This window comes from Campylobacter sp. LMG 7929, from assembly GCF_024723595.1.
Lineage (GTDB): Bacteria > Campylobacterota > Campylobacteria > Campylobacterales > Campylobacteraceae > Campylobacter_D.
Genome location: NZ_JANQCY010000013.1, coordinates 14,013 through 36,644 on the forward strand (window position 1 = coordinate 14,013; position 22,632 = coordinate 36,644).

Below are 22,632 nucleotides of genomic sequence, written 5' to 3' on the forward strand. Positions count from 1 at the left end.
ATAAACCATGCTAAATGAAATTTATACCAAGCAAAAACAACAATCAGATAAAAGTTTAGAGGCCTTAAAAAAAGATTTTACCACTATAAGAACTGGTAAAGTAAATATCAACATACTTGATCATATTCATGTTGATTATTATGGTAGTGCAACCCCACTTAATCAAGTAGCAACAGTTTTAGCAACCGATGCTTCAACCATAAGCATTACTCCTTGGGAAAAATCAATGCTAAAAGCTATAGAAAGTGCCATAGCTGCAGCAAATATAGGAGTAAATCCAAACAATGATGGTGAAAGTGTGAAATTATTCTTTCCACCTATGACAAGAGAACAAAGAGAAGAAAATGCCAAAAATGCCAAAGCTATGGGAGAAAAGGCTAAAGTAGCCATTAGAAACATTAGAAAAGACGCAAATGATGCGGTTAAAAAACTAGAAAAAGATAAAGCAATTTCAGAAGATGAAGCCAAAAAAGCTTATGATGAGGTTCAAAAACAAACTGATAATTACACAGCAAAAGTAGATGAATTAGTTAAAAATAAAGAAGCAGAACTTTTAAAGGTTTGATAATGAACTTGGAACAAACTTATAAAGATTGTGGGGCATACCTACAAGGGCATTTCTTGCTTAGCTCAGGGAAACACTCTGAGTTTTACCTTCAAAGTGCTAAAGTTTTAGAAAATCCAAAACTAGCAGGTGAGCTTTGTGAAGAGCTTGCAAAAGTTATTGCTAGTTTTAACATTGAATTTGATAGCATTTGTTCTCCTGCCTTGGGTGGAATTTTAGCAGGTTATGAGCTTGCTAGAGCTTGCAATAAACGCTTTATTTTCACTGAGCGCGTAGAAGGAGTGATGAGTCTTAGACGTGGTTTTGAAGTAAAAAAAGGCGAAAAATTTATCGTTTGTGAAGATATTATTACAACAGGTGGTTCTGCGCTTGAGAGTGCAAAAATCATCGAAAGCTTAGGTGGGGAAGTAGTAGGTTTTGCAGCTTTAGCAAATCGTGGTTTTTGTGCGGTAAAAAATTTAAACAACCCTAGAAAAGAAAATGCAAAACTGCCTGAAAATTTACCACTTTTTGCACTAGGAAATTTCGAATTTGATATTTATGAAGCAAATGCTTGTCCACTTTGTGAAAAAGGCACCAAAGCTATCAAACCTGGTAGTCGTGGAAACTAATGAAAACTAAAGCAAAAATAGCTACTCGCTTTTTAAGATTTAAAGCTTTTTTGATTGATCTATTTTTGCTTTATGTGCCTGTTTTATATTTATTTTATTTTACACTTGGCTCTAAAGAAGCCTTTTTAAACAATCAACTTATAATTTTTTTATGTTCTTTGCTTTTTGGGCTTATACAGGCCTTATTTTTAGCAAAAAAAGCTCAAAGTCCTGGACTTAAAGCTTATGATTTATATTTAATTGATCTTAAAAATGGCCAAAAACTTAATTTTTTTAGAATACTCTTGCGCTATATAATTTTTATCGTAAGTTTTGGTTTATTGATTGGGTTTTTGGTAAGTTTTTTAAGAAAAGATACTTTGGCTTTGCATGATATTTTAAGCCAAAGTGTTATTGTCACAAAGGTAGAAAAATGAATAGAAAAAGAATTTATAATCCAAAATCAAATGAAACTTTAAATGATAGAAAAGTATTTAATGGTAATCCTCATGGGATTTTAAATTTTACTAAAGCAAAATACACTTGGGCTTTAAAGCTTTGGGATTTAATGGAGGCAAATACTTGGTTTCCAAAAGAAGTAGATACAACCAAAGATGCACTTGATTATCGCTGTAATCTAACCGTAGCAGAAAAAAGAATGTATGATTTAGTTTGGTCTCAACTTATCTCAATGGATAGTTTTCAAACAAACAACCTTGCTGATAATATCAATCCTTACATCACAGCACCTGAAATCAATGCAGTTTTAGCAAGACAAGCTTATGAAGAAGCAAATCACTCAAAATCTTATGCAGTAATGGTTGAAGCAATCTGTGAAAATACAGACTTAATTTATGAAATGGAAAAACATGATGAAACTTTAAGAGAAAAAAATGATTTCATTTCAAGCATTTATGAAGAATTAGCTGGCGAAGTAGATGATAACAAACTATTACTTGCAATGGTAGCAAATCAAATCTTAGAAGGAGTATATTTTTATAGTGGTTTTACTGCTATTTATGCTTTAGCACGCGCAGGGAAAATGCTAGGATCAGCACAAATGATACGCTTTATACAAAGAGATGAGATTACACATTTGCTATTATTTCAAAATATGATTAATTCTGTGCGCAAAGAAAGACCTGATTTGTTTAATGATACCAATGTAAATAAAATCTATGATATGTTTAAAAAAGCAGGTGAACTTGAAATTAAATGGGGTAAATACATCACTCAAAATCAAATCATGGGTTTTACAGATGATATTATAGAAGAATATATTCATTATCTTGTTGATCAAAGACTAATTGCAATTAATCTTGATAAAATCTATAATGCAAAACATCCTATTAAATGGGTAGATGATTTTTCTAAATTTAATGATCAAAAGAGCAATTTCTTTGAAAGCAAGGTTACAAATTACTCCAAAGGAAGCTTAAGTTTTGATGACTTCTAAGTCTCAAAACTACTCATTTTTTTATACTTTTTAAATCAAATCTCTTTTTCAGTTTAATATTTTATTTTTATTTATTCTAATATAGTAAAATCGGCGGTTTTTATTTTATTTCAAAGGGGAAATGATGGAGTTTTTAGAACTTTTATTAATCTTTATCGCCATAGTCCTCATGATAGTTAAACCAGAAAAAGAAAAATTAGCTTTTTCTATACTTGTAATTTCATGGGCTATTATGGTATTTGACTATTTAGGTCGTAAATCAGGCGCAATCTTAGGCCTAATGAATCTATAAGGTGGCAAATATGTGTGATATTAACAAAACTAAATTCTTTTACTTTTTAATGTGCTTAGCAGGCTTTTTGGTTATTTTATTGCCTGTTGGAATTGCGAATTTAATCTTTGGCTATATGCTAGGTGATAGCCCTTGTACTTCTTGCTGGGGTCAAAGAGAATCAATGATTTTCATCGGCGTAGCGGCTTTATTTGTTGTACGTTATGGTATGAAAGGTAAATTTTTAGCTTTCCTTTTAATCGCAACAGCTTTTGGTTTATGGCAATCATTTAATCATATAAGCGGCCATGCACACCGTGATCTTGATCAAGGTTTTGGTTTACCTATTTTTGGTTTACATACTTATTTTTGGGCTGAAGTGGTATTTTGGGCTGTAGTTTTACTACTTGGTGTTATTTTTGCCTTTGCTCCAAAATTTGGTTCTTTTGAAAAAGAAATGGAAGGATCTAGCTTTAGAAAATTAACTAAATTTAATCTAGCTGCTATGGTTATTGTTGCTTTTATCGTAGCTTCAAATGTATTCCAAGCTTTTGTAAGCACTGGTCCTGTTCCATATAGCGGACAAGGCGATCCGGTTCGTTTTAGTTTAAATCCAAAATACATCATTTGGGATGATTCAGGTTGGAGCAAAAGCTGGAAAAGCATTTCTTTCTTAGGAAAACGCGATGTTAAAGAACCTGACTTTGCTTTTGCGCCTGCTAGTGAAAAACTAGGTATTCAATTTGATAATAATATTAGCAATGCTCCATTTGCAAGTATTGATGAAAATCTAAAAATAACAAATAAAACAAAAATTGATTTTCCTAAAGCTATCAATACACTTGATTATATCAATGGAGAATATGTTGCAAGTTCAAAATGGGAAGTATTTTTCCTAGATAATAATTTTAGCACTAAAGTTGATTTTGTTTTAGATCCATATTTTTCAGCTACAATCAACCCTATCGTAGGAATTATCCCTTATCTAGACAATAAATACATCTTAATGGGTTCTAATAAAACTTTCTTAAGATTTGCTCAAAATCCTAATGCAAATGAGGCTTTACAATATGCTGATTTTATGAAAGGGGCAAATAATTTCGAAGGTCAAGGCAAAGATCTTGGTCGTGGTAGAATTGATACAGTTAGAGCTAAATTCCATCACATCTTAAGCACAACTACCGATGGAAAATATATGTATACAGCAACTGTTCCAAACAATAAAGACGCTAAAACTTTTGTAATTTCTAAAATTTCTTTAGCAGATAGAGTTCTTTCAGCTGAATTTACTCCTAAAGCTGATCTAAAGGAAGGGAAAACACTAGGTGATCTTTATGTAACTTCAATGGCATTTAAAGATGGTAAAATTTATGCATTAAGCAAAAAGCATAATGTTATTGCTGTAATTGATCTAGACAAAGAAGAAGTTGTAAAAACTATTTCTTATCCAGAAAATATAACTAATGCAAGAAGTTTATTCTTTAAAGATGGCAAAATGCACATCTTATCTTATCAAGATGGATCGAACATCCTTTATACACTTGATTAATCTTAAGGCGTTTTTACGCCTTAAGGATTTTAAAGCTAGATAAATAAAATTTAAGATAAAATAACACTTTTTATCAAGGGGTGCTTATTGATTCATATATTTGAACAAAAACAATGTCAAACTATGGCAGAAGAAATTCGCAAAAATACTTTCATCAATGAAGAATTATTTGAAGCTTTTTGTTCCACTCCAAGAGAAATTTTTTCACCTTTAAAAATGCATGCTTATAGACTTGATGCACTTCCTTTAATGGGTAATCAATGGATAAGCTCGCCTTTAACCGTAGCTAAAATGACTATGGCGCTTGATTTTAAAGATGCTGATAGTGTTTTAGAAATAGGTTGTGGTAGCGGGTATCAAGCTGCGATTTTAAGCAAACTCATTAGAAGAGTTTTTACCATAGAGCGCATTGAAAAACTTGCAATTAGCGCTATAGAAAAATTTAAAAAACTAAACTATGCTAATATCCATGTAAAATTTGATGATGGACAAAATGGTTGGAAAAATTATGCACCTTATGATAGAATTTTACTCTCAGCTTATATAGAGCATATTCCAAATGTATTGTTTGATCAACTTGAAAACAATGGAATTTTAGTAGCTCCTTTACTCATAGGAAATCAACAATTTATCACTAAATTTACAAAAAAAGATGGCGAGATTAGTAAAGAAGTTTTAGATGAATGTCTTTTTGTACCCATCAAAGATGGTAAAGAATAATCCTACTAATTTTAGGTAAATATTTAATTTTAATATAATTATTTTTAAACATAAGCTTTTTATAGGGGATATTTTTTTATAATTATATTAAAAAGGAATATTATGAGTTTAAAAAAATACTTTTTTGGTTTATTTACCACTAGCATGCTTTTTGCCTATGAGCAAATGCCTCAAAATGCCTCACACGGAAATTTTATAGACAAAGAAAAATGGAAAAATTTAGATAAAAACTGGATTTATTGTGAAAGTGGGTTAAATCAATATTTTATTAATATAAACAGCAAAAAAACTACAAGCAAAAATCATTCTTTAGAATTTAACTATTCAAACGATTCTTTTGGCTTAATAAATGATGGTTATACCATAAAAATGCATTTTGCAAGCAATGGAAGCCATATCATGCTAGATAATACAGCCTATAATTTATCTCATTTTCACTTCCATAGTCCATCAAAAATTTCTATTAATAAAAAATCATATCCTTTAGAAATTCATTTTAGTCACGTAAGTCAAAAAGGCGATATAGCAGTAGTTGTACTGTTTTTACAAGAAGGCGCGGAAAATCCTTTTATTAAAAAAATCATCCGTGCTTTTCCTAAAAAAGAAGGCGATAAACTTTATGTTCAAGGCTTAAGTGCTAATGAGTTATTGCCAAATGACCTTCAATCTTTTTATATCTTTAAAAATAAACTCAACAAGCCTTGTAATCAAAAAATCACTTGGATAGTTTTAAAAGATATAAGTTATGCCTCTAAAGAGCAAATCCAAACCATACAAAATTTAATAGGAAAAAATGAGAATTTAAAAATACAAGAAATTAATAATTTAGAACAAAATGATTAAGTAAGCTAAACTTAATCATGCATAAAAGCTTGAATTTTTTCTAAATTAGCTCTAAAAAGTTTAAAATTTAACTCACTTGAAATTTTTAAATCAGCAAAAAAAGGATTTTTCAAACTAGCTATGAGCAAATAATCATCTTTTTTCAAAACTCTTTGTGTGGAAAATTCTTTATCCTTTACTTTTTCAAAAATACTTTCATTTGAGTTGATATCTTCTTTTAATTTCTTACTATAAAGCAAAACTCCACAAAAGAAATTCCCAAATTCATCTTTAAATTTCACATCATAAAGAATAAAATCATCAAAAATAAAAGAATTTTGAGAATGATAAGTTTTTAAAGAAAAATCAAAAGCAATTTTTTCAAAATCTTTCTGATAAAAGCCTTGCTTATCAAATTTAGCATTGTTTTGCTTTAAAAATTCTTCACACATTTTAAATACAAGCTCATTGCGTCCCCACATAAGCTTTCTTCCTAAAATTCTAAAAAACAAAACTCCTGCTAAAACAGCAAAAAACAAAGCTATAATCACATCTTTGCTAAATTGAAAAGCAAGAAAAAATATAACCAAAGCTTCAGCAAATGCTAAAATTTGCAAAGCTTTGAGTCTTTTATTTAAAGCTTGCCTTACGGCTTCAAAATCCATTAAGACTTAGCCTTTTCCATTCTTTTTCTTTGAGTAGGATCAAGATATCTTTTTCTAACTCTAATATTTTGTGGAGTAACCTCTACAAGCTCATCTTCTTCTATCCATTCTAACGCTCTTTCAAGGCTTAATTTTCTAGGTGGTACAAGCTTAATCGCATCATCACTTCCACTTGCTCTAACATTCGTTAAATTTTTACCTTTAATAGGATTAACGTCTAAATCATTTGGACGTGAATGCTCGCCTATAATCATACCTGTATATACTTTTGTTTGAGGATCAATAAATAATACCCCTCTATCTTGTAAATTAAATAAAGAATATCCTAGTGCAACACCATTTTCCATAGAAATTAACGCACCATTATTTCTTTTTTCAACTGCTCCGCTAAATGGACGAAACTCTAAAAAGCTATGATTCATCACACCCTCGCCTTTAGTATCTGTTAAAAATTGTGATCTAAATCCTATAAGCCCACGCGCAGGAATTTCGAACTCAAGTCTTGTTTGACCATCTCCAGTTGGTGTCATAGTTTTCATTTCAGCTTTTCTTTTACCTAATTTTTCAATCACAACCCCAGTAAAATCATCAGGCACATCAATCACTAAATGCTCAAATGGTTCTGTTTTAACTCCATCTTCTACCTTAACGATAACTTCAGGTCTTCCCATACAAAACTCAAAACCTTCTCTACGCATATTTTCAGCCAAGATAGTTATTTGCAGTTCACCTCTTCCGCTTACTTTAAATTTACCCTCACCTGTGCTTTCATATTTCATAGCAATATTAGTTTTCATCTCAGCTTCTAGACGTTCTGCGATTTTATTTGAAGTTACATGCTTGCCTTCAGTACCTGCTAAAGGACCATCATTTACCGAAAATACTATGCTTAAAGTTGGTTCTTCTATATGTAAAGGATCAAGCGGCATAGGATTGTTTGGATCTACCACACTATCTCCCACATCTAAAGCTTCAAAACCTGCAATCGCTACAATATCGCCTGTCCCTGCTTCCTCGATGTCCATTTTTTCTAGACCCATAAAACCAATAAGTTTTGAAATTCTTCCATTGATTTTAGAACCATCTGCCTTAGCAAGCATTACATTTTGATTTTTCTTTACTTTACCATTAAAAATTCTTGCAATGCCTATTTTACCAACGAAATTATCATAACCTAGAGTAAAAACTTGAAGCTGTAAAGGGTTTTCATCGCTACCGCTTGGAGCAGGTACGCGCTCAAGTATAGTCTTAAACAATGGCTCCATATTAGTGCTTTCATCTTCAAGTGCAAGCTTTGCATAACCATTTTTAGCAGCTGCATAAACTACAGCAAAATCAAGTTGTTCATCATTTGCTTCTAAAGCCACAAAAAGATCAAAAATTTCATTAATTACTCTTTCAGGATCAGCAGCTGGTTTGTCGATTTTATTGATAACAACGATAGGTTTAAGCCCTAAAGATAAAGCCTTTTTTACCACAAATTTAGTTTGAGGCATAACCCCTTCTTGCGCATCAACTAAAAGCAAAACCCCATCAACCATTTTTAATACACGCTCAACTTCACCACCAAAATCAGCATGGCCTGGAGTGTCTATGATGTTTATTTTAGTGCCTTTATAATTAATAGCAGTATTTTTAGAAAGTATAGTAATACCTCTTTCTTTTTCTATATCATTACTATCCATCACACGCTCTGCTATTTGCTCGCGTTCACTAAAGGTTCCTGATTGTTTTAAAAGCTCATCTACCATTGTTGTTTTTCCATGGTCAACGTGAGCTATAACAGCTATATTTCTAATATTGTCCAAATTTTTCTCCAAAGTCTTAAATTTAAAATCTAATATTATATAAAAAAATTGCTTAAAAATTAAGATTGCTAAATTGGAACACTTGTTGCTTTTGTTTGGGTAAGAATTATTTTTAAGGAGAAAAATATGTCAAATCTAGGAACTCAAATCTTTAACGCTAACTTAGAAAAACAAGGAACTTCAGTTTTAAATAGTAAGCATTTTATGGAACTTTTAAATTATTTAGAAGTTGTAAATTCAAATGAAGAAAAAGAACTAAACTATGCAAAACTTTCAAGTAAAGTAAGTGAAATTTTGGATGATGCTCATAATGAAAATGCAGTTTTAAATGCTAAAAATATAGAAGAATTACTAGTAATATTTAAAAACTTTAATCTTTCTCATGAAAATTTAAAACTTGATTGTGCAGCGCAATTGCAAAATTTATTTCCAAATTTAGCAAAAAATAATTTTTTAGTAGGTTAATTAATGTCAAATATCCAAGCTAGCGATGCTTTAAACTTACTAAGCATCGCTCCACAAAATGAAAATCCTAGCAAAGAAAGTGCTAATTCAAATAGTGATGGAGAAAAATTTTTAAATTCACTATTGCAAGCTATAGATGAAAAAGATGGAAGTTTACCAAAAGACTTTAAAGCACCACAAAAAGAAAATAAAAACGAAAGCTTAAAAGAAACCATTGACGATAAAGTTCAATTAGACGAAAAGGATGCTTTAAAGCTTTTTGAAGGTGCAAATTTTATGCAAATTCTTTCTTTACTAGAAGTTTTACAAAGTGATAGCAAGGATATAAAATTAAACAAACTTGTCCAAGATAATACTGCTATTTTAGCTCTTGAAAAAAACCTGCACAAGTTAAAAAATATAAAAAATATCAATGAGCTTTTTAATATATCAAAAGAACTTGGATTAAATATAAAAAATATAAAATTTGAACAAATCAAAGATTTAAAAGAAGCTTTTCCAAATCTTGATAAAAAAGGTTTTTTTGAAAATGCAAAACAAAACAATACTAATGTTTTTCAAGATTTAATCAATCAAAAAATCACCAAACTTTTAAAAGAAGAACCAAATACAAATAAAAATATAAAAAGCAAAGAAAACGAAGGTGTTTCTTTACTTTCTTCTGCTTTAAAAAACATAGAGCTTCCAAAAAAAGATGTAAAAGTAAAAGAAAATATTCAAAATATAGATTTCAAAGAAAAATTTATAGAAAAAATTCAAGATAACAAAGAAACAAAAAATATAAAAAATATTAATAAAAATGATAAATTAAATGATATTGAACTCATTAATCTAACTCAAAATTCAAACTTAAAAAAAGAAATTAAAGATAAAGAAAAAATAGATTTTAAAGAAATATTAAAAAATGAAAAATTAACTACCAGTGAAGATAGTTTTATTAAAAAAATAAGTTCTGTTTTAGAAAATTCAAAGGACTTAAAAGCTGAATTAACAAATACAAAAAATACTCAAAATTTACAAAATCAAGATTTAAAAATTAATTTAGAGAATTTATTAAATACTCAAGAAAAACAATTAAAAACAGAAAAAAATACTAAAAATACAGATGTTTTTAACGATATTTTCAAAACCACCAAAGAACTTACAAAAGATGATAGTGATCATAATGAAGAAAATTTAAATTCTTACGTGAAAGAAATGAATAGAGTTTCCAATAATTTTGTGAAAAATCAAAATATTCCTATGAAAGAAACTTTCAATGATTTTGCCCAAGAATTTAAAGACAAACTAGAAAGTTATAAAGCACCTATAACTCGCTTTAGCATAACTTTAAACCCGCACAATCTCGGGGAAGTAGAAGTAACTTTAGTCCAAAGAGGATCTAACCTAAACATCAGCTTTAATTCTAATCAAAATACCTTAAATCTTTTCATACAACATCAATCTGAGTTTAAAAATGCTCTTGTAAACATGGGCTTTACAAATTTAGAAATGAATTTTAATAATCAAGAAAGAAAAGAACAAAATAATCAACAAAAACAAAAAAATAACAATAATAAAGAAGATAAGGTGAATTTCGAAAAAGAAATTCAAGAAAAACCAAGCTTAGAAATGGTTTTAGCAAAATATTTTTAAATGGAATATTTTTTGCTTTAAGCTTTAAAAATATATATAAAAAAGGATTTTTATGTCAAATATAAATACACAAACTCTTCAAGGTCCTTTAGCAACACTTAATACTAAAGATATGCCAAATGCAAAAGGAAATGCTAGAGCTGGAGAAGGCGATAGTGGGTTGATTTATAACCCTGGAGCAGAACTTGACAAGGATGCATTTTTAAAGCTTCTTTTGATAGAACTTCAACACCAAGATCCAACCGATCCTATGGATACTGAAAAAATGCTTACTCAAACAGCACAACTTTCAGCACTTGAAATGCAAGATAACACCAATAAAACCATGACTCAACTAGTTGATGCGATGGCAAAACTACAAAACTCTATTGCAGCAAGTACCGGTATGAGTGCATTAGCTGCGGTTGGAAAACTTGCAACAGTTAAAGATGATTATCTTGTGGTAGCAGATGATGATATACAATTTCAAATTAATATGTATTTACCAAAAGAACCACAAAAAGGTAAAAAGACTGATATTGACACTGAAGGTTTTGAACTTAAGAAAAATGGTGAAGATAAGCTAGACATTACAGGTAAGGTAGATAAAGAAATAGCAGGGCCTGGGGAAACTGTATATGTAAAATTAGTTGATGATAAAGGCCAAGAAGAAACTGTTAAAGCAGTAGTTGGTGAGGATCAAACCTTTAAAATCATAGGACATACTCCAAGCGTTGATATCAAAACAGCTAAGATTGATTCAGCTTATAAATCAGATAGCGAACCTGTAACATTTACTATTTATAACGAAGCAGGTGATCCTGTAAGAACAATGAAAGTTAAAGATATGACCGCAGGTATGAAACAAATTGTTTGGGATAGAACAGATGATAGTGGAAATCCTGTGCCATCTGGTAAATACTATGTAAGAGCAAATTATATAGGTGAAGATGGAACAACAGTTAACTCAACTTATGGTGCTTATCCTATCACTGGTGTAAGATTTGAAGATGGCGAAGCTCTAGTTGGTATGGGCGGTAGCTGGGTTAAATGGGAAGACATTAAAGAAATTACAGGATAAAATCATGTTTACAGCATTTTACAATGGAGTAAATGGAGTAAAATCCCAAAGTTATGGTATAGACAATACTGCTCACAATATAAGCAATGTCAATACAGTTGGTTTTAAATACTCTGATGTAGCATTCAAAGATGTATTTTACAGCACCGTTACAACCCAATCATACAACAAAGGTCAAACTGGTTATGGTAGTGTAGCAGGAGCTACAAATGATGTTTTTGAACAAGGGCCACTAGTTTCTACTGATAACGAATTTGATGTGGCTATTGCTGGAAAGGGCTTTTTTGGTGTAAGTAATGCCAATGGAGTTTATTATACTAGAAATGGTGCTTTTAAACCTGATGCAAATGGATTTTTAGTAGATTCAAATGGTAATTATGTGCTTGGAACTATGAATCCATCATTAAAAGAAATTCAGCTAAGCGATAGGGTTTCTAATATGTTTGGTCAAGCTATGGGACAAAAAGTTACCACAGCTTGGAGTGGAACACCTGGAGAAAATTTCCAAATAGGTGGAGTTAATACCCAAGGGCCTATTTCTGTGCCTAAAAATCTTTATTTACCGCCTCAACCAACACAAAATATCACTTGGAGTGGAAATTTAGACACAAGCACCAAAACAGAAGCAGTGAATGTAGATGTAGATGCTTCTAAATTTGAATTTAGTAAAAATGAAGATGGTAGTGTAAAAATTGCAGGTAGTGTAAAAGATGAGCAAATTTTTGGTTTAAAGCCTGGTGATACTATATATTTTAAAATTACTGATGAAAAAGGTGCTAGTCAAACATTACAAGCTACTTTAGATGAGAATTTGGCTTTTAGTATTGACAATCAAAAACTAGATAAAGTAGATTTAGAAACAGCTAAGTTAGAATCATCTCATTTAAGTGTAGAAAAAGAAGTAGCTGATAGCACAGAACTTTCTGCAAAATTAATTAATCCTGATGGTTCTACTAGTTGGGTTAAGGTTAAATTAGATAGAGTTTTACCGCAAAATGGCACAGATTTAGAGTACAAAGCCGTTGCTCAAGTATATGATAATGATGGCAATAAAATAGGCGGAACTACCGAAGGTTTAATCACCTTTAATGAAGCTGGAGCTTTGGTATCTAGCACTCTAAACTCAGTTGATAATAACGGAACAAAAGTCAATATAAACCTTGGTTCTTATTATGATCCAAATATACCAAATTCGGGTTATGATGGACTTCATGCTTTAAAAAATAAACAGCCTTCAGTACACACACAAACAGATGGCAAAGGTGAAGGGTTTTTAAATAATTATTCTATCAACACAGATGGTACTATCATCGCCACTTTTACTAATGGTGATCAAATAGCTATGGCAAAACTTGCTTTGTTTAATTTTACCAATGAACAAGGTTTGGAAAAGCTAGGAGAAAATCTTTATGGACAAACAGGAAATAGCGGTAATCCAACCTTTTTGCTTGATGATAATGGAAATTTCAGCACAGCAACCTTTAAAGGCTCTTATTTAGAGCAATCAAATGTAGATTTATCCGTAGCATTTACAAACTTAATCACTTTGCAAAAAGCTTATGATTCAAGTAGTAAAAGTATCACAACAGCTGATCAAATGATACAAAAAGCAATCAACATGAAACGCTAATTTTAGCCTTTCATGATGGTTCTTTTGAATTTTTTTCTAAAATATATTTTATTTCTTGCTCAAAAAATTCATACACCCTAAGTTGCACTAAAGCTTCTTCTTCATTTTTATCCATCAAACGCTCAAGTCTATGAAAATTAATCTTTTTTGCATATCTTGGATTTTTCTTTAAAAGTGAAGCAATATTTTTAAGCAAAGCATCTAAACTAAGCTCATTTTTTAAAACTCTATCTACATATTCTTTAGAAGTTTGCACTAAAATTGCTTGTCTGCTTTTATCATCTGGATAAACTTCACTTGCAATATCAGCCAAAACTTGCCAAATTTCTACTTTTATAGTCTTATTTGCCACAATAATAGCAGCAAAAGATTTTGCTCTAAATTCTAAAGACAGATGACTAGGAACAAAAAATTCTCTAAATTTAGATAAAAAGTTTGCAAATATACTCAACATACTTCACCTCAATGTTTTTTAAGATATTTTAAGGTATTATTTCAACTGCCTTCTCTTAGACCTGTGCAATGCTATTTTTAAGCACCGCTTCAGGGTGGGAACACAGCAGAGCACTTAGACTTAGTGTGTGCCGCAGTCATCTGGGAGAGGGTTTTAAAGTTTAAAATACCCTTTAATATCCTCACAAATTCTAAAGAAATTTATCCCATTAATAGTCGGATTTGTTTTAAAATATTCATATATTCCCACAAAACCGCTTTCAAGCTCTTTAGACTTTACTCCATAGCTAATTGACAAAGCTGCTTCTATAAAAGCTGCTAATTTATCACAATATTTCAAAGCCTTTCCATCAATAGCCTTAAAACGATCTTCATTAACCGCATCTAAACTACCACTATAAACACTTGGCTTGTTATTAAAAATACGATTTTCAAATTCATTTTTTACAAAGGCACTTTCTTTATTTTGTCCTTCTCTAATACCAAGTATATAGCTAAATTCCTCTCTAAAAGATAGTGGTATAAAAGGTAAAATTTTCTCATTAATAAGCTTCATTTCATACTCATTGATGATTTCATTTAAACCATCTATGCCATATTTTACCGGAGAGATGATATCTCTAGTTAAACTTTCAGGCAAATCATGAAACAAAGCGCAATAAAAATTGCTTTCTATTCTACCATCGCATGCTTTTACTTCTAAAGAATAAAAATAAGACAAAATAGCTACCACAAGCATATGCCCTAAAACTGCAGTTTCTGGAATCCTTGGAGTTTGTGCCCATCTTTTTTGAAAACGCAAGCGTCCACTTAGATCGATTATTTTAGAAATTTTTTGATTAAGAGCTATTTTTCTTGCACCGATTAATTCATAATAATCTTCTAATTCTTCTTCAACCTTAGCCTTAATCTCATCGATATCACTTAAAAACGAGCTAGTTTGATAAACTATATTAAACTCCCACCTTGTCGCAAAATACGACGCAGCTTTTAAAATAAGCCTTTCTTTCGCATAATCTTTACCTTGTAAAAAAAGCTCATAACGTTTTAAAAACTCACCATTTTCAATATCTTGAATCATCGGTGCGATTTTACTTAACACCCAAGCGCTTACCTGCTCATTTTTTGCGCGCGTTATCTCATGATACACATCAGGGCGTATATCAGTCACTACTACCCTGCTTAAAAACTCAAAAATTCCTGCTTCTATGATAAAACGCATATTGACATCTTTTTCCATTTTAGCAATGAAATAAGCAATGATAAATTTATGTGCTTGTTTATCAAGTTCGACTAAATTTGTCATTCTAGGATAATCATTCCACCTTGATATAGAAGCAGCTTTAAAAATATGCTCTATTAATTCTACACTAATCATTTATCTCCTTTTTGCTGTGATTTTACTTTATTTTATAATCTTTAGCAAATTTTATTTTTATTTTATGATTTAATGTTTTATTATTAAATAATCTTTTACAATAAGAAGAATTTGAGATTAACAAGCTTATGTTAATAAAAATTATCAAACTAGCTTTAAATCATCAAAAAAGCTCTTTTGTTTTATAGAGTGTATATCCTTCATAATAATAGCTTGCATCAATCCCTCTTGCAAAAATATTAAAACTATAAATGTCATCACTCAAAGCATTTTGAAGTAAAATTTTTATCTCTACATCTTTAATAGGGCTTCTTTGCATAGCCATTATATAATCATCTTTATCAATTAAACTCCAATCAACCACTTTTTTCAACTCTTTTTTAAGTATTAAATCAAGCCAAATTCTCATACTTCTGCCATTTCCTTCTCTGAAAGGATGAGCTACATTCATTTCTACATATTTTTCTACAATTTGTTCAAAGCAAGATTGCTCCATGAGTTCTATTTTTTTAATTGCTTCATGTAAATAAACAGCAGGAGCAAATCTAAAATTTCCTTTTGAAATATTTACCTCTCTTATTTTTCCTGCAAAATCATAAATATCTTCAAATAATTTTTGATGAATTACCCTTAAGCTTTCAAAACTTCCTGCTTTTAATGTATCTAAAAAACCACTTTCAAATAAAGCTTTTGCCTTTAGTTTGCTTATTCTTTCTTCTTCTTTGGCTAATTCTAGTTGATTTTTTATACCAAGTTTATTTGTAAGTATCATTTTAAACCTTTAAAGTTTATATTTTATAAGATATTTAATATAAACTTTATTAAATTTATGATTTAAAACTCTTTTGTTTCACTTAACTTAAGATAAATTTCATCATTTTTACTAAGTTCTTTATGATGATAAATACTAAAAATATGCTCTTCCAAACTCACGCTTAACTCATAAAAATCCCCATAAAATACGCATTCTAAAACACTAGCTTTTAAAGGAGTTTGTGAAGTTGAAATTTGTATATCATTAGGGCGTAAAATGCCATTTTTACTTTGCAAATATGCTTTAAATTTCTCATCTAAAATTGTATTTGGATCTATAAAAAATGCTTCTCCCAAAAAGCAAGCGCTATCTATATTTTTAGGCTTATAAAAAAGCTCTTTGGCACTTCCATAGTCTAAAATTTTCCCATCCTTAATCAAAGCGATATTATCTGATAAATAAAAAGCATCGTCTTTATCATGTGTGACAAAAATAGCACTAAGCTTATGCTCTTTTAAGATATTTTTGATTTCTTTGCGCATTTTAACGCTTAAAGTGTGATTTAAATTTGAAAAAGGTTCATCAAAAAGTATGATTTTTGGCCTTGCAACTATGGTTCTTGCTAGTGCTACTCTTTGAGCTTGCCCACCGCTTAGCTCATTTGGATAGCGCTTTAAAAGTGTATTTAAATTTAAAATTTCTAAAACTTCATCAAGCCTTTGTTTTTGCTCGTTTTTATTTAAAGAGCTTATACCAAAGCATATATTTTCTTCTACATTTAAATGTGGAAACAAAGCATAGTCTTGAAACAAAACTCCAACATCACGCTCTTGTGGGGCTAAATATACACTCTTAGAAGCAACTAGTTTATCCCCTATATAAATACTACCATCATTGATTTCAAAAAAACCTGCTATACAACCAAGCAAAGAACTCTTACCACATCCACTTTCTCCCAAAATACTGACAATCTCACCTTCTCTTAAGCTCAAAGAAATTCCTTTTAAAACTTCTGTTTTTCCAAAAGATTTATAAAGATTGTCAATTTTTAAGATTTCCATTATTGTCCTTTTTGGTTGTTTTTATTTTGCAAATAATGCATTAAAAATGTAGGGATAATCCCAAATAACACTATAATCAAAGATGGCAAAGAAACATTATAAATTAATTCATTTTCACTATAAGCAAATACAAGTGATGAAAGCGTTTGAAAACCTGAAGGTGAAAGTATAGTCGAAATAGGCAATTCTTTTAAAATATCCACACAAATAATCACCACAGCTAAAGCTAAATAATGCTTCATCAAAGGAAAATGAACTTGAGTGAAAATTTTAAATGGTTTTGATTTTAAGGTTAAATTTGCATAGTCTATATTTTTAGAAATTCGCTCATAGCCTGATTGAGTTGCAAAAATCCCTGAAGCTAAAAACCTCACAAAATACCCAAAAAACAACACCAAAAATCCACCACCTATGGCATATTCAAAAGATAAAAGATCAAAAATATAATTTAACACACCCAAAATCACTAAAATTCCCACAGCTACCACAGCTCCAGGTAAAGAATACCCCAAAGTCGTAAGCCAAAGGATGATTTTAGAAGCTTTTGTATCATTTAAACGCACCACAAAACACAAATAAAATGCCACTCCCACAATAGCAAAAGAACTCACCAAAGCCACACTAAGACTATAAAATGCAGGTGTTAAGACATTGTTTAAATTTTGCATAAAATCAAACCCAGCCCAATAAACAAGCCATATAATAGGCACGACAAAGGCTAAAAACGCCACCAAAAAGCACCATAAAAATGCTAAAAATGCCTTAAAGCCTTTTAACTCATCTTTTGGAGTAGGTAAAAATACATTTTGATTAAAGCCTTTTTTACCTCTTTGAATTTTTTCTAAAAGCATTAAAAGTGCGATAAACACAAGCAAAGCCACGCTTAAAGCCACAGCACTCACTTCATCACCGCCACTTCCCCATGTTCTAAAAATTCCTGCACTAAAAGTATCTACGCCAAAATACGCCACTAAGCCATAATCACTCAAAACCTCCATAGCCACCAACAGCAAAGCACCCACTATACCTACACGGCAAAATGGCAAAATAACTTTAAAAAATGTTTTTAAATTAGAAGCCTTAAGTGTTTTAGCACTTAAAATGATATTTCCAAGTCCATAAGCAAAGGTGTTTTTAGCAAAAAAATACACATAAGGATAAAGTGCAAAAGATAAAATCACAACCACCCCATATGCATTCATGATATCTATACGCCTATCAACACCTAAAAAAGTAGGTATTAAACCTTGAAATTCAAACAAATCAATCCAAACAAAACCCATCACATAAGAAGGTATAGCCAAAGGTAAAATCAAAAACCATTCAAAAAATTTCGAGCCAAAAAATTTATAAAAAGCTATCAAATAGGCACTAACTAAACCTATAATCAAGCACAATACTAAAGTACCAAACAATATAAAAGCACTACCAAAAATATATCGTGGCAAGACATTTTTACTCAAATGTTTTAAGGTGTTAATGTCTATAAAAGGAAGGTGTAAGATGATAGCAAGTATAGGCAGTATGATTAAACTACAGAAAAAAAAGGTGGCAAAAGACCACCTTAGACTTAAAAATTTCAAATTTTATTTTTCCTTAATTATTTCCATTGAACTTCATCAAAAATCATTAAAGCTTCTTTAGCATTACCCCAGTAAGCTTCAAAATTTGGTTTTTCAATTTTAAACTCACCCCATGATTGTAAAATTTTGGCAGGTTTTACTTCTTTATTTACCGGATACTCATAATTTTGGTTTGTTAAAATTTCTTGTGCTTCTTTTGAAAGCATAAACTCGATAAATTTAACCGCAGCTTCTTTATTTTTAGAAGTTTTTAAAACACCTATACCACTTACATTAATATGTGTTCCTCTACCATCTTGGTTTGGAAAAATCACTTTTACTGAATTTGCAGCTTCAACATCTTTAGGATTTTTTGAATTTGCCAAGTGTCCTAGATAATAACTATTTGATATAGCTACATCGCCTTCTTTTGCATAGATTGCACGAATTTGATCACGATCCCCACCCTTTGGAGTACGTGCAAGATTATTTGCTATACCTTGTGCCCATTCTTTTGCTTTTTCTTTACCCAAAGTATCAATCATTGCACTTAATAAAGAAATATTATAAACATTATTTGAACTTCTTACTAAAACTTTACCTTTAAATTTAGGATCAGTTAAATCCTCATAAGTTTTAATCTCTCCATCTTTAATTCTATCTTTAGAAGCGATGATGATTCTTGCTCTTGTTGTAAAAGCATACCATTCGTTGTTTTTACCTCTTAGCTCTTTTGGAGAAAGTTTTTCTAGCTCAGGCGAGCTAACTGAAACAAAAAGATTATTTGTGCGAACTTGTTCTAAATTTCCCGCATCAGCAGTCATAAATAAATCTGCCTTTGAATTTTTACCTTCAACTTCTAATCTTTTAGCAAGCTCATTAGCTTTAGCTTGCACCACATTTACACTAATACCTGTTTTTTCTTGAAATAATTTGAAAATTCCTTTATCAGAATCATAATGACGATGAGAATAAATCGTAAGCTCTTGAGCGCTTAAACTCATAGCAGCTAATAAAGATAGTAAAACTACTTTTGCTTTCATTTTATAAATTTCCTTAATTTAAATTTTGAAATTGATAAGGATTATTATATTAATAATTCACTTTATATTTACTTAAATTGATACACATAATCATTTTAAAATAATAATGATACAAAATTAACATAAATCAAGATATTTTTTCTCTCATTTTTATATAATCACCAAAAATACAATATACAAAGGAGAAAAAATGACTCAAGAACAAATTCAAATCATCAAAGATTGTGTGCCTATTTTACAAAAAAATGGCGAAGTTTTAACTAAAGAATTTTATAAAATCATGTTTGAAGAATACCCTGAAGTAAAACCTATGTTTAATATGGAAAAACAAGCTTCAGGCGAGCAACCAAAAGCTTTAGCAATGGCTATTTTAATGGCAGCAAAAAATGTAGAAAATTTAGAAAACATGAGAAGCTTTGTTGATAAAGTAGCTATCACCCATACAAAATTAAATGTCAAAGAAGAGCATTACCCTATAGTTGGAGCTTGTCTTTTAAAAGCTATTAAAGTAGTGCTAAATGCAGATGAAACTACACTAAAAGCTTGGGAAGAAGCTTATGGTGCTATTGCTAAATTTTACATAGACATTGAAAAAGAAATTTATGCAAAAACTAAGTAATCATAGGCTTTGATTTCAAAGCCTAGAATTTTTCTACTGCATTTTTTGCTAGTTCTTTTATATCGCCTTTTAATTCACAAATTTGACCATTTTGTGCGAGTAAAATTCTATCAGCCATATCAAAATATACATCATCATGAGTTATAGCAAATATAGTAATGCCTTTTTGTTTTAAAAGTGGCAAAAGTTTAGTATAAAAAAACTTTCTAAACATAGGATCTTGATCAGCTGCCCACTCATCTAAGATCAAAATATCCCTTTTTTCAAGCAAAGCATTAAGCATAGCAAGACGCTTTTTTTGTCCAGCTGAGAGCTTTATAGTACTAAAAGTATTTCCCACAAGTTCTACTTTTTCATTAAGTTCTAAAATTTCAAGCCAATATGCTAAGTCTTCTTTGCTAAATTTCTCATCTTCTAAAACATGCTCAAACAAATGAAAATCACTAAAAATCGCACTAATTAAGCTTCTATACTCATAAATATTTTCCGAAGTTATTTTCTCATTATCTAAAAAAACATTTCCTTTAAAGTCTGTAAAAAGTCCAGCTAAAATCATAGAAAAAGTAGATTTACCGCTACCATTTTTACCTATTAAAAATACACATTCGCCTTTTTTAAGCTCAAAATTTACAGGCTTTAAGGCAAATTTTTCATTGTATGCAAAAGACACATCTTTAAAAGAAAGTTTTTGCCAAGTTTTTTTATTTTGATTGAGTTTAAACTCACGAGAATAATTTTCTAAATTTAAATTTAAAATTTTATCTAAAGCGATTTTTGCCATCATAAGCGTAGGAAAACTTCCTATCATAGCTCCAAGTGGCGCTCTTAAAAAAAGCATACTCAAAGCTATAGTTGTAGCACTTTGCAAACTAGCAAGCTCATAATTTAAAGCTATATAAAACTCTACTCCTACTAAAGCTAGCATAGCACTATTGCTCCAATTGTTAGATAAAATATGCAAGATATTTCCCATAGTAGAGCTTTTTTTCTTTTTCAAAGCATTTTTTTCAAACTCATTTTCATAATAATACTTTGCTCTTAAAGGATTTAAGGTTAATTCTTTATGTCCTTGTAAAATATTTTGATAATTTTTTTGTAAAGCATCATCATTTTCTCTAGCATCTTTAAAATAAAAATACACCTTGCTCATCAAAAAATTATCCACCAAAAAAACACACACTATCCACGCTAAACACAAAAAGAAAATTTCTAAAGAAAGATAAGCTATATAAGCACTTACACAAATAATCAAAACACTTGATTGTACAAATTCAGGAAGCCTTAAAAGCCCAAAAGAAATACTACGCACATCATTATTTAAAGAAGCCAAAATCTTTGCCTTGGTGGTGTTTAAAATACTCAAAACACTTGTATCTAAAATTTGCTTTACAACCCTTCTTTGCATTTTAAAAATAAAACTTTGTCCAAACGAGCTTAGAGCAATTTCTACAAAAGAAGAACTCGCAAAAAACACAAGCAATAAAAGCACAAAATACACAATGATATTTGAGTTTTCAAGACTAATTTTTAATAAAAACTCATTGATGAAAACTAAAGTTAGCACACCTAATATACTCGTAAAAATACTAAAAAGTAAAAAAAGAATGATTTTGAGTTTATTTTCTTGAAATAAAATCCATAAAAAATTCACAATAATACCTTTTAAATAATAATTATAAAATTATAACAATTTTTAAAAATTATTTTTTATATCACAAGCCTATTTTATGGTATTTACAAATTTAAGATATTTTTTATCTTAAATTATTTTTAAGCTTAAATTTATAAACATAGTATTAACATTCCGAATATATTAATAAATTGTTAGTAATTATCATTACTAACTCACTAAAAACAAGCAATAAAACCATCAAACACATTAACTATTTTTTGAAAGGACTTTTTCAATGAATATAAATTTATCCAAAAATCACCTCACGGGGGGGGGGGAACGATAATTTTCGTTTTAACTCAAACACTTTAAACTCTTTAAAAAACTATAAAAACTCTAATCTTTTAAAACTTTCTTTATTTACTATTTTTTCCCTAAGTTCTTTAGAAGCTGCCACTCAGGCAAATTATGATAAAACTTCTAATGCTTATATAATTAAAAAACACCATTATGAGAACAATGATGTCTATGATTATAATCTTGATACTTATAAACTCTTAAGTGGTAAAAACTTCTATGGCCAAATGGCTACTAATAAAAACCTTTCAAATATCACTTTAATCTATGATAATCCTAAAGATAAAACTCATTCTAAAATGAATGATTTATATTTTAAACAAGACATACTCACTCCAAGTATTAAAGAAGATATTTTTGTAGTTAATGGCTTTCATAGTTCTAACTCAGCTAATACTACCCTAAATCAAATCAGCTATATACCTTTTTTAGTTTCTGCTTATACTTTCAATGCAAAAGCTAATAATAATACCTTAGTATTAAAAGCAGGAGAACTATCTTCAGTATATTATTTAAAACCTACTGATAAAGAAGTAATTAATCCTAAAGCTACAGGC

Annotated in this window: 22 protein-coding genes, 1 other RNA gene and 1 pseudogene; 15 read left to right on the forward strand and 9 right to left on the reverse strand. The window is 30.0% G+C overall.

Features of this window, described 5'->3' with window-relative positions:
- The first annotated feature begins 7 nt into the window (after window positions 1–7).
- The 8 genes from frr to CAMP5118_RS06770 all read left to right on the forward strand — a co-directional run bounded on the left by frr (window position 8) and on the right by CAMP5118_RS06770 (window position 5,994).
- A complete protein-coding gene (gene frr / locus CAMP5118_RS06735; RefSeq protein WP_039668941.1) occupies window positions 8–565 on the forward strand; it encodes a ribosome recycling factor in 558 nt (185 codons plus the stop codon).
- Between the two features lie 2 nt (window positions 566–567).
- A complete protein-coding gene (gene pyrE, locus CAMP5118_RS06740; RefSeq protein WP_263679562.1) occupies window positions 568–1,176 on the forward strand; it encodes an orotate phosphoribosyltransferase in 609 nt (202 codons plus the stop codon).
- Complete coding sequence (locus CAMP5118_RS06745; RefSeq protein WP_263664044.1) at window positions 1,176–1,592, forward strand: RDD family protein; 417 nt, start codon at window positions 1,176–1,178, stop codon at window positions 1,590–1,592. Before pyrE ends, CAMP5118_RS06745 begins: the two co-directional genes overlap by 1 nt.
- Window positions 1,589–2,611 carry a ribonucleotide-diphosphate reductase subunit beta gene (locus CAMP5118_RS06750; RefSeq protein ID WP_263664043.1) on the forward strand — a complete coding sequence of 341 codons (1,023 nt, stop codon included), beginning with the start codon at window positions 1,589–1,591 and terminating at the stop codon, window positions 2,609–2,611. The genes CAMP5118_RS06745 and CAMP5118_RS06750 overlap by 4 nt, the downstream gene beginning before the upstream one ends.
- 124 nt (window positions 2,612–2,735) lie before the next feature.
- A complete protein-coding gene (dba, locus tag CAMP5118_RS06755; RefSeq protein WP_039619427.1) occupies window positions 2,736–2,903 on the forward strand; it encodes a disulfide bond formation protein Dba in 168 nt (55 codons plus the stop codon).
- A gap of 10 nt (window positions 2,904–2,913) precedes the next feature.
- The gene (gene dsbI, locus CAMP5118_RS06760) at window positions 2,914–4,431 is read left to right on the forward strand and encodes a disulfide bond formation protein DsbI (RefSeq protein ID WP_337216926.1); all 1,518 of its coding nucleotides are present in this window, start codon (window positions 2,914–2,916) and stop codon (window positions 4,429–4,431) included.
- Between the two features lie 90 nt (window positions 4,432–4,521).
- Entirely contained in the window at window positions 4,522–5,151 is a 630-nt protein-coding gene (locus CAMP5118_RS06765; RefSeq protein WP_263664091.1) for a protein-L-isoaspartate(D-aspartate) O-methyltransferase, read from the forward strand.
- Window positions 5,152–5,253: 102 nt separating this feature from the next.
- Window positions 5,254–5,994, forward strand: coding sequence for a carbonic anhydrase family protein (locus CAMP5118_RS06770; RefSeq protein WP_337216927.1), 741 nt, complete (start codon window positions 5,254–5,256; stop codon window positions 5,992–5,994).
- Window positions 5,995–6,005: 11 nt separating this feature from the next.
- Here the strand turns inward: CAMP5118_RS06770 and CAMP5118_RS06775 are convergent, their stop codons facing one another.
- Window positions 6,006–6,638, reverse strand: coding sequence for a poly(A) polymerase (locus CAMP5118_RS06775; RefSeq protein WP_337216928.1), 633 nt, complete (start codon window positions 6,636–6,638; stop codon window positions 6,006–6,008).
- The gene (typA, locus tag CAMP5118_RS06780) at window positions 6,638–8,446 is read right to left on the reverse strand and encodes a translational GTPase TypA (protein WP_039629177.1); all 1,809 of its coding nucleotides are present in this window, start codon (window positions 8,444–8,446) and stop codon (window positions 6,638–6,640) included. The genes CAMP5118_RS06775 and typA overlap by 1 nt, the downstream gene beginning before the upstream one ends.
- 126 nt (window positions 8,447–8,572) lie before the next feature.
- Here typA and CAMP5118_RS06785 point away from each other — a divergent pair, with 126 nt between their 5' ends.
- The 4 genes from CAMP5118_RS06785 to CAMP5118_RS06805 are packed head-to-tail and all read left to right on the forward strand — an operon-like array spanning window position 8,573 to window position 13,236.
- Window positions 8,573–8,911, forward strand: coding sequence for a hypothetical protein (locus CAMP5118_RS06785; RefSeq protein ID WP_257404661.1), 339 nt, complete (start codon window positions 8,573–8,575; stop codon window positions 8,909–8,911).
- A 3-nt stretch (window positions 8,912–8,914) separates the two neighbouring features.
- Window positions 8,915–10,546: a flagellar hook-length control protein FliK gene (gene fliK, locus CAMP5118_RS06790; RefSeq protein ID WP_337216929.1), complete on the forward strand. Its 1,632-nt coding sequence runs from the start codon at window positions 8,915–8,917 to the stop codon at window positions 10,544–10,546.
- A 52-nt stretch (window positions 10,547–10,598) separates the two neighbouring features.
- Window positions 10,599–11,606 carry a flagellar hook capping FlgD N-terminal domain-containing protein gene (locus CAMP5118_RS08105; protein ID WP_412175003.1) on the forward strand — a complete coding sequence of 336 codons (1,008 nt, stop codon included), beginning with the start codon at window positions 10,599–10,601 and terminating at the stop codon, window positions 11,604–11,606.
- Between the two features lie 4 nt (window positions 11,607–11,610).
- Complete coding sequence (locus CAMP5118_RS06805) at window positions 11,611–13,236, forward strand: flagellar hook protein FlgE (RefSeq protein WP_263679557.1); 1,626 nt, start codon at window positions 11,611–11,613, stop codon at window positions 13,234–13,236.
- 10 nt (window positions 13,237–13,246) lie between these two features.
- On the opposite strand, the gene CAMP5118_RS06810 is transcribed toward CAMP5118_RS06805, so the two are convergent.
- Window positions 13,247–13,690, reverse strand: coding sequence for a hypothetical protein (locus CAMP5118_RS06810; protein ID WP_337216930.1), 444 nt, complete (start codon window positions 13,688–13,690; stop codon window positions 13,247–13,249).
- 52 nt (window positions 13,691–13,742) lie between these two features.
- Between CAMP5118_RS06810 and ffs the strand changes: the two genes are divergently transcribed.
- Window positions 13,743–13,840, forward strand: an RNA gene (gene ffs, locus CAMP5118_RS06815) — signal recognition particle sRNA small type.
- Window positions 13,841–13,843: 3 nt separating this feature from the next.
- On the opposite strand, the gene CAMP5118_RS06820 is transcribed toward ffs, so the two are convergent.
- From CAMP5118_RS06820 to CAMP5118_RS06840, 5 genes are all read right to left on the reverse strand, one after another.
- Entirely contained in the window at window positions 13,844–15,067 is a 1,224-nt protein-coding gene (locus tag CAMP5118_RS06820; RefSeq protein ID WP_337216931.1) for an HD domain-containing protein, read from the reverse strand.
- A gap of 163 nt (window positions 15,068–15,230) precedes the next feature.
- A complete protein-coding gene (gene fic, locus CAMP5118_RS06825; RefSeq protein WP_337216932.1) occupies window positions 15,231–15,839 on the reverse strand; it encodes a protein adenylyltransferase Fic in 609 nt (202 codons plus the stop codon).
- A gap of 62 nt (window positions 15,840–15,901) precedes the next feature.
- Window positions 15,902–16,882 (reverse strand): ABC transporter ATP-binding protein, encoded by a 981-nt coding sequence (locus CAMP5118_RS06830; RefSeq protein WP_263679553.1) that lies wholly within the window; start codon window positions 16,880–16,882, stop codon window positions 15,902–15,904.
- Window positions 16,882–18,465, reverse strand: coding sequence for an ABC transporter permease (locus CAMP5118_RS06835; RefSeq protein WP_263679552.1), 1,584 nt, complete (start codon window positions 18,463–18,465; stop codon window positions 16,882–16,884). Before CAMP5118_RS06835 ends, CAMP5118_RS06830 begins: the two co-directional genes overlap by 1 nt.
- A 17-nt stretch (window positions 18,466–18,482) precedes the next feature.
- A complete protein-coding gene (locus tag CAMP5118_RS06840; protein WP_220517292.1) occupies window positions 18,483–19,487 on the reverse strand; it encodes an extracellular solute-binding protein in 1,005 nt (334 codons plus the stop codon).
- A 190-nt stretch (window positions 19,488–19,677) separates the two neighbouring features.
- On the opposite strand from CAMP5118_RS06840, the gene cgb reads away from it, so the two are divergent.
- Window positions 19,678–20,106 (forward strand): single-domain globin Cgb, encoded by a 429-nt coding sequence (gene cgb / locus CAMP5118_RS06845; protein ID WP_263679551.1) that lies wholly within the window; start codon window positions 19,678–19,680, stop codon window positions 20,104–20,106.
- 22 nt (window positions 20,107–20,128) lie between these two features.
- Here cgb and CAMP5118_RS06850 read toward each other — a convergent pair whose 3' ends face one another.
- Window positions 20,129–21,757, reverse strand: a complete 1,629-nt coding sequence (locus CAMP5118_RS06850) for a multidrug ABC transporter permease/ATP-binding protein (RefSeq protein WP_337216933.1) — start codon at window positions 21,755–21,757, stop codon at window positions 20,129–20,131.
- 545 nt (window positions 21,758–22,302) lie between these two features.
- On the opposite strand from CAMP5118_RS06850, the pseudogene CAMP5118_RS06855 reads away from it, so the two are divergent.
- Window positions 22,303–22,632, forward strand: a pseudogene (locus CAMP5118_RS06855) (hypothetical protein); the annotation flags it as partial.

Bases quoted from the DNA above. Each gene is read 5' to 3' on its own strand.
- frr (WP_039668941.1), top strand. From the start codon at position 8: ATGCTAAATGAAATTTATACCAAGCAAAAACAACAATCAGATAAAAGT.
- pyrE (WP_263679562.1), top strand. From the start codon at position 568: ATGAACTTGGAACAAACTTATAAAGATTGTGGGGCATACCTACAAGGG.
- CAMP5118_RS06745 (WP_263664044.1), top strand. From the start codon at position 1,176: ATGAAAACTAAAGCAAAAATAGCTACTCGCTTTTTAAGATTTAAAGCT.
- CAMP5118_RS06750 (WP_263664043.1), top strand. From the start codon at position 1,589: ATGAATAGAAAAAGAATTTATAATCCAAAATCAAATGAAACTTTAAAT.
- dba (WP_039619427.1), top strand. From the start codon at position 2,736: ATGGAGTTTTTAGAACTTTTATTAATCTTTATCGCCATAGTCCTCATG.
- dsbI (WP_337216926.1), top strand. From the start codon at position 2,914: ATGTGTGATATTAACAAAACTAAATTCTTTTACTTTTTAATGTGCTTA.
- CAMP5118_RS06770 (WP_337216927.1), top strand. From the start codon at position 5,254: ATGAGTTTAAAAAAATACTTTTTTGGTTTATTTACCACTAGCATGCTT.
- CAMP5118_RS06775 (WP_337216928.1), bottom strand. From the start codon at position 6,638: ATGGATTTTGAAGCCGTAAGGCAAGCTTTAAATAAAAGACTCAAAGCT.
- CAMP5118_RS06785 (WP_257404661.1), top strand. From the start codon at position 8,573: ATGTCAAATCTAGGAACTCAAATCTTTAACGCTAACTTAGAAAAACAA.
- fliK (WP_337216929.1), top strand. From the start codon at position 8,915: ATGTCAAATATCCAAGCTAGCGATGCTTTAAACTTACTAAGCATCGCT.
- CAMP5118_RS08105 (WP_412175003.1), top strand. From the start codon at position 10,599: ATGTCAAATATAAATACACAAACTCTTCAAGGTCCTTTAGCAACACTT.
- CAMP5118_RS06805 (WP_263679557.1), top strand. From the start codon at position 11,611: ATGTTTACAGCATTTTACAATGGAGTAAATGGAGTAAAATCCCAAAGT.
- CAMP5118_RS06810 (WP_337216930.1), bottom strand. From the start codon at position 13,690: ATGTTGAGTATATTTGCAAACTTTTTATCTAAATTTAGAGAATTTTTT.
- CAMP5118_RS06820 (WP_337216931.1), bottom strand. From the start codon at position 15,067: ATGATTAGTGTAGAATTAATAGAGCATATTTTTAAAGCTGCTTCTATA.
- fic (WP_337216932.1), bottom strand. From the start codon at position 15,839: ATGATACTTACAAATAAACTTGGTATAAAAAATCAACTAGAATTAGCC.
- CAMP5118_RS06830 (WP_263679553.1), bottom strand. From the start codon at position 16,882: ATGGAAATCTTAAAAATTGACAATCTTTATAAATCTTTTGGAAAAACA.
- CAMP5118_RS06840 (WP_220517292.1), bottom strand. From the start codon at position 19,487: ATGAAAGCAAAAGTAGTTTTACTATCTTTATTAGCTGCTATGAGTTTA.
- cgb (WP_263679551.1), top strand. From the start codon at position 19,678: ATGACTCAAGAACAAATTCAAATCATCAAAGATTGTGTGCCTATTTTA.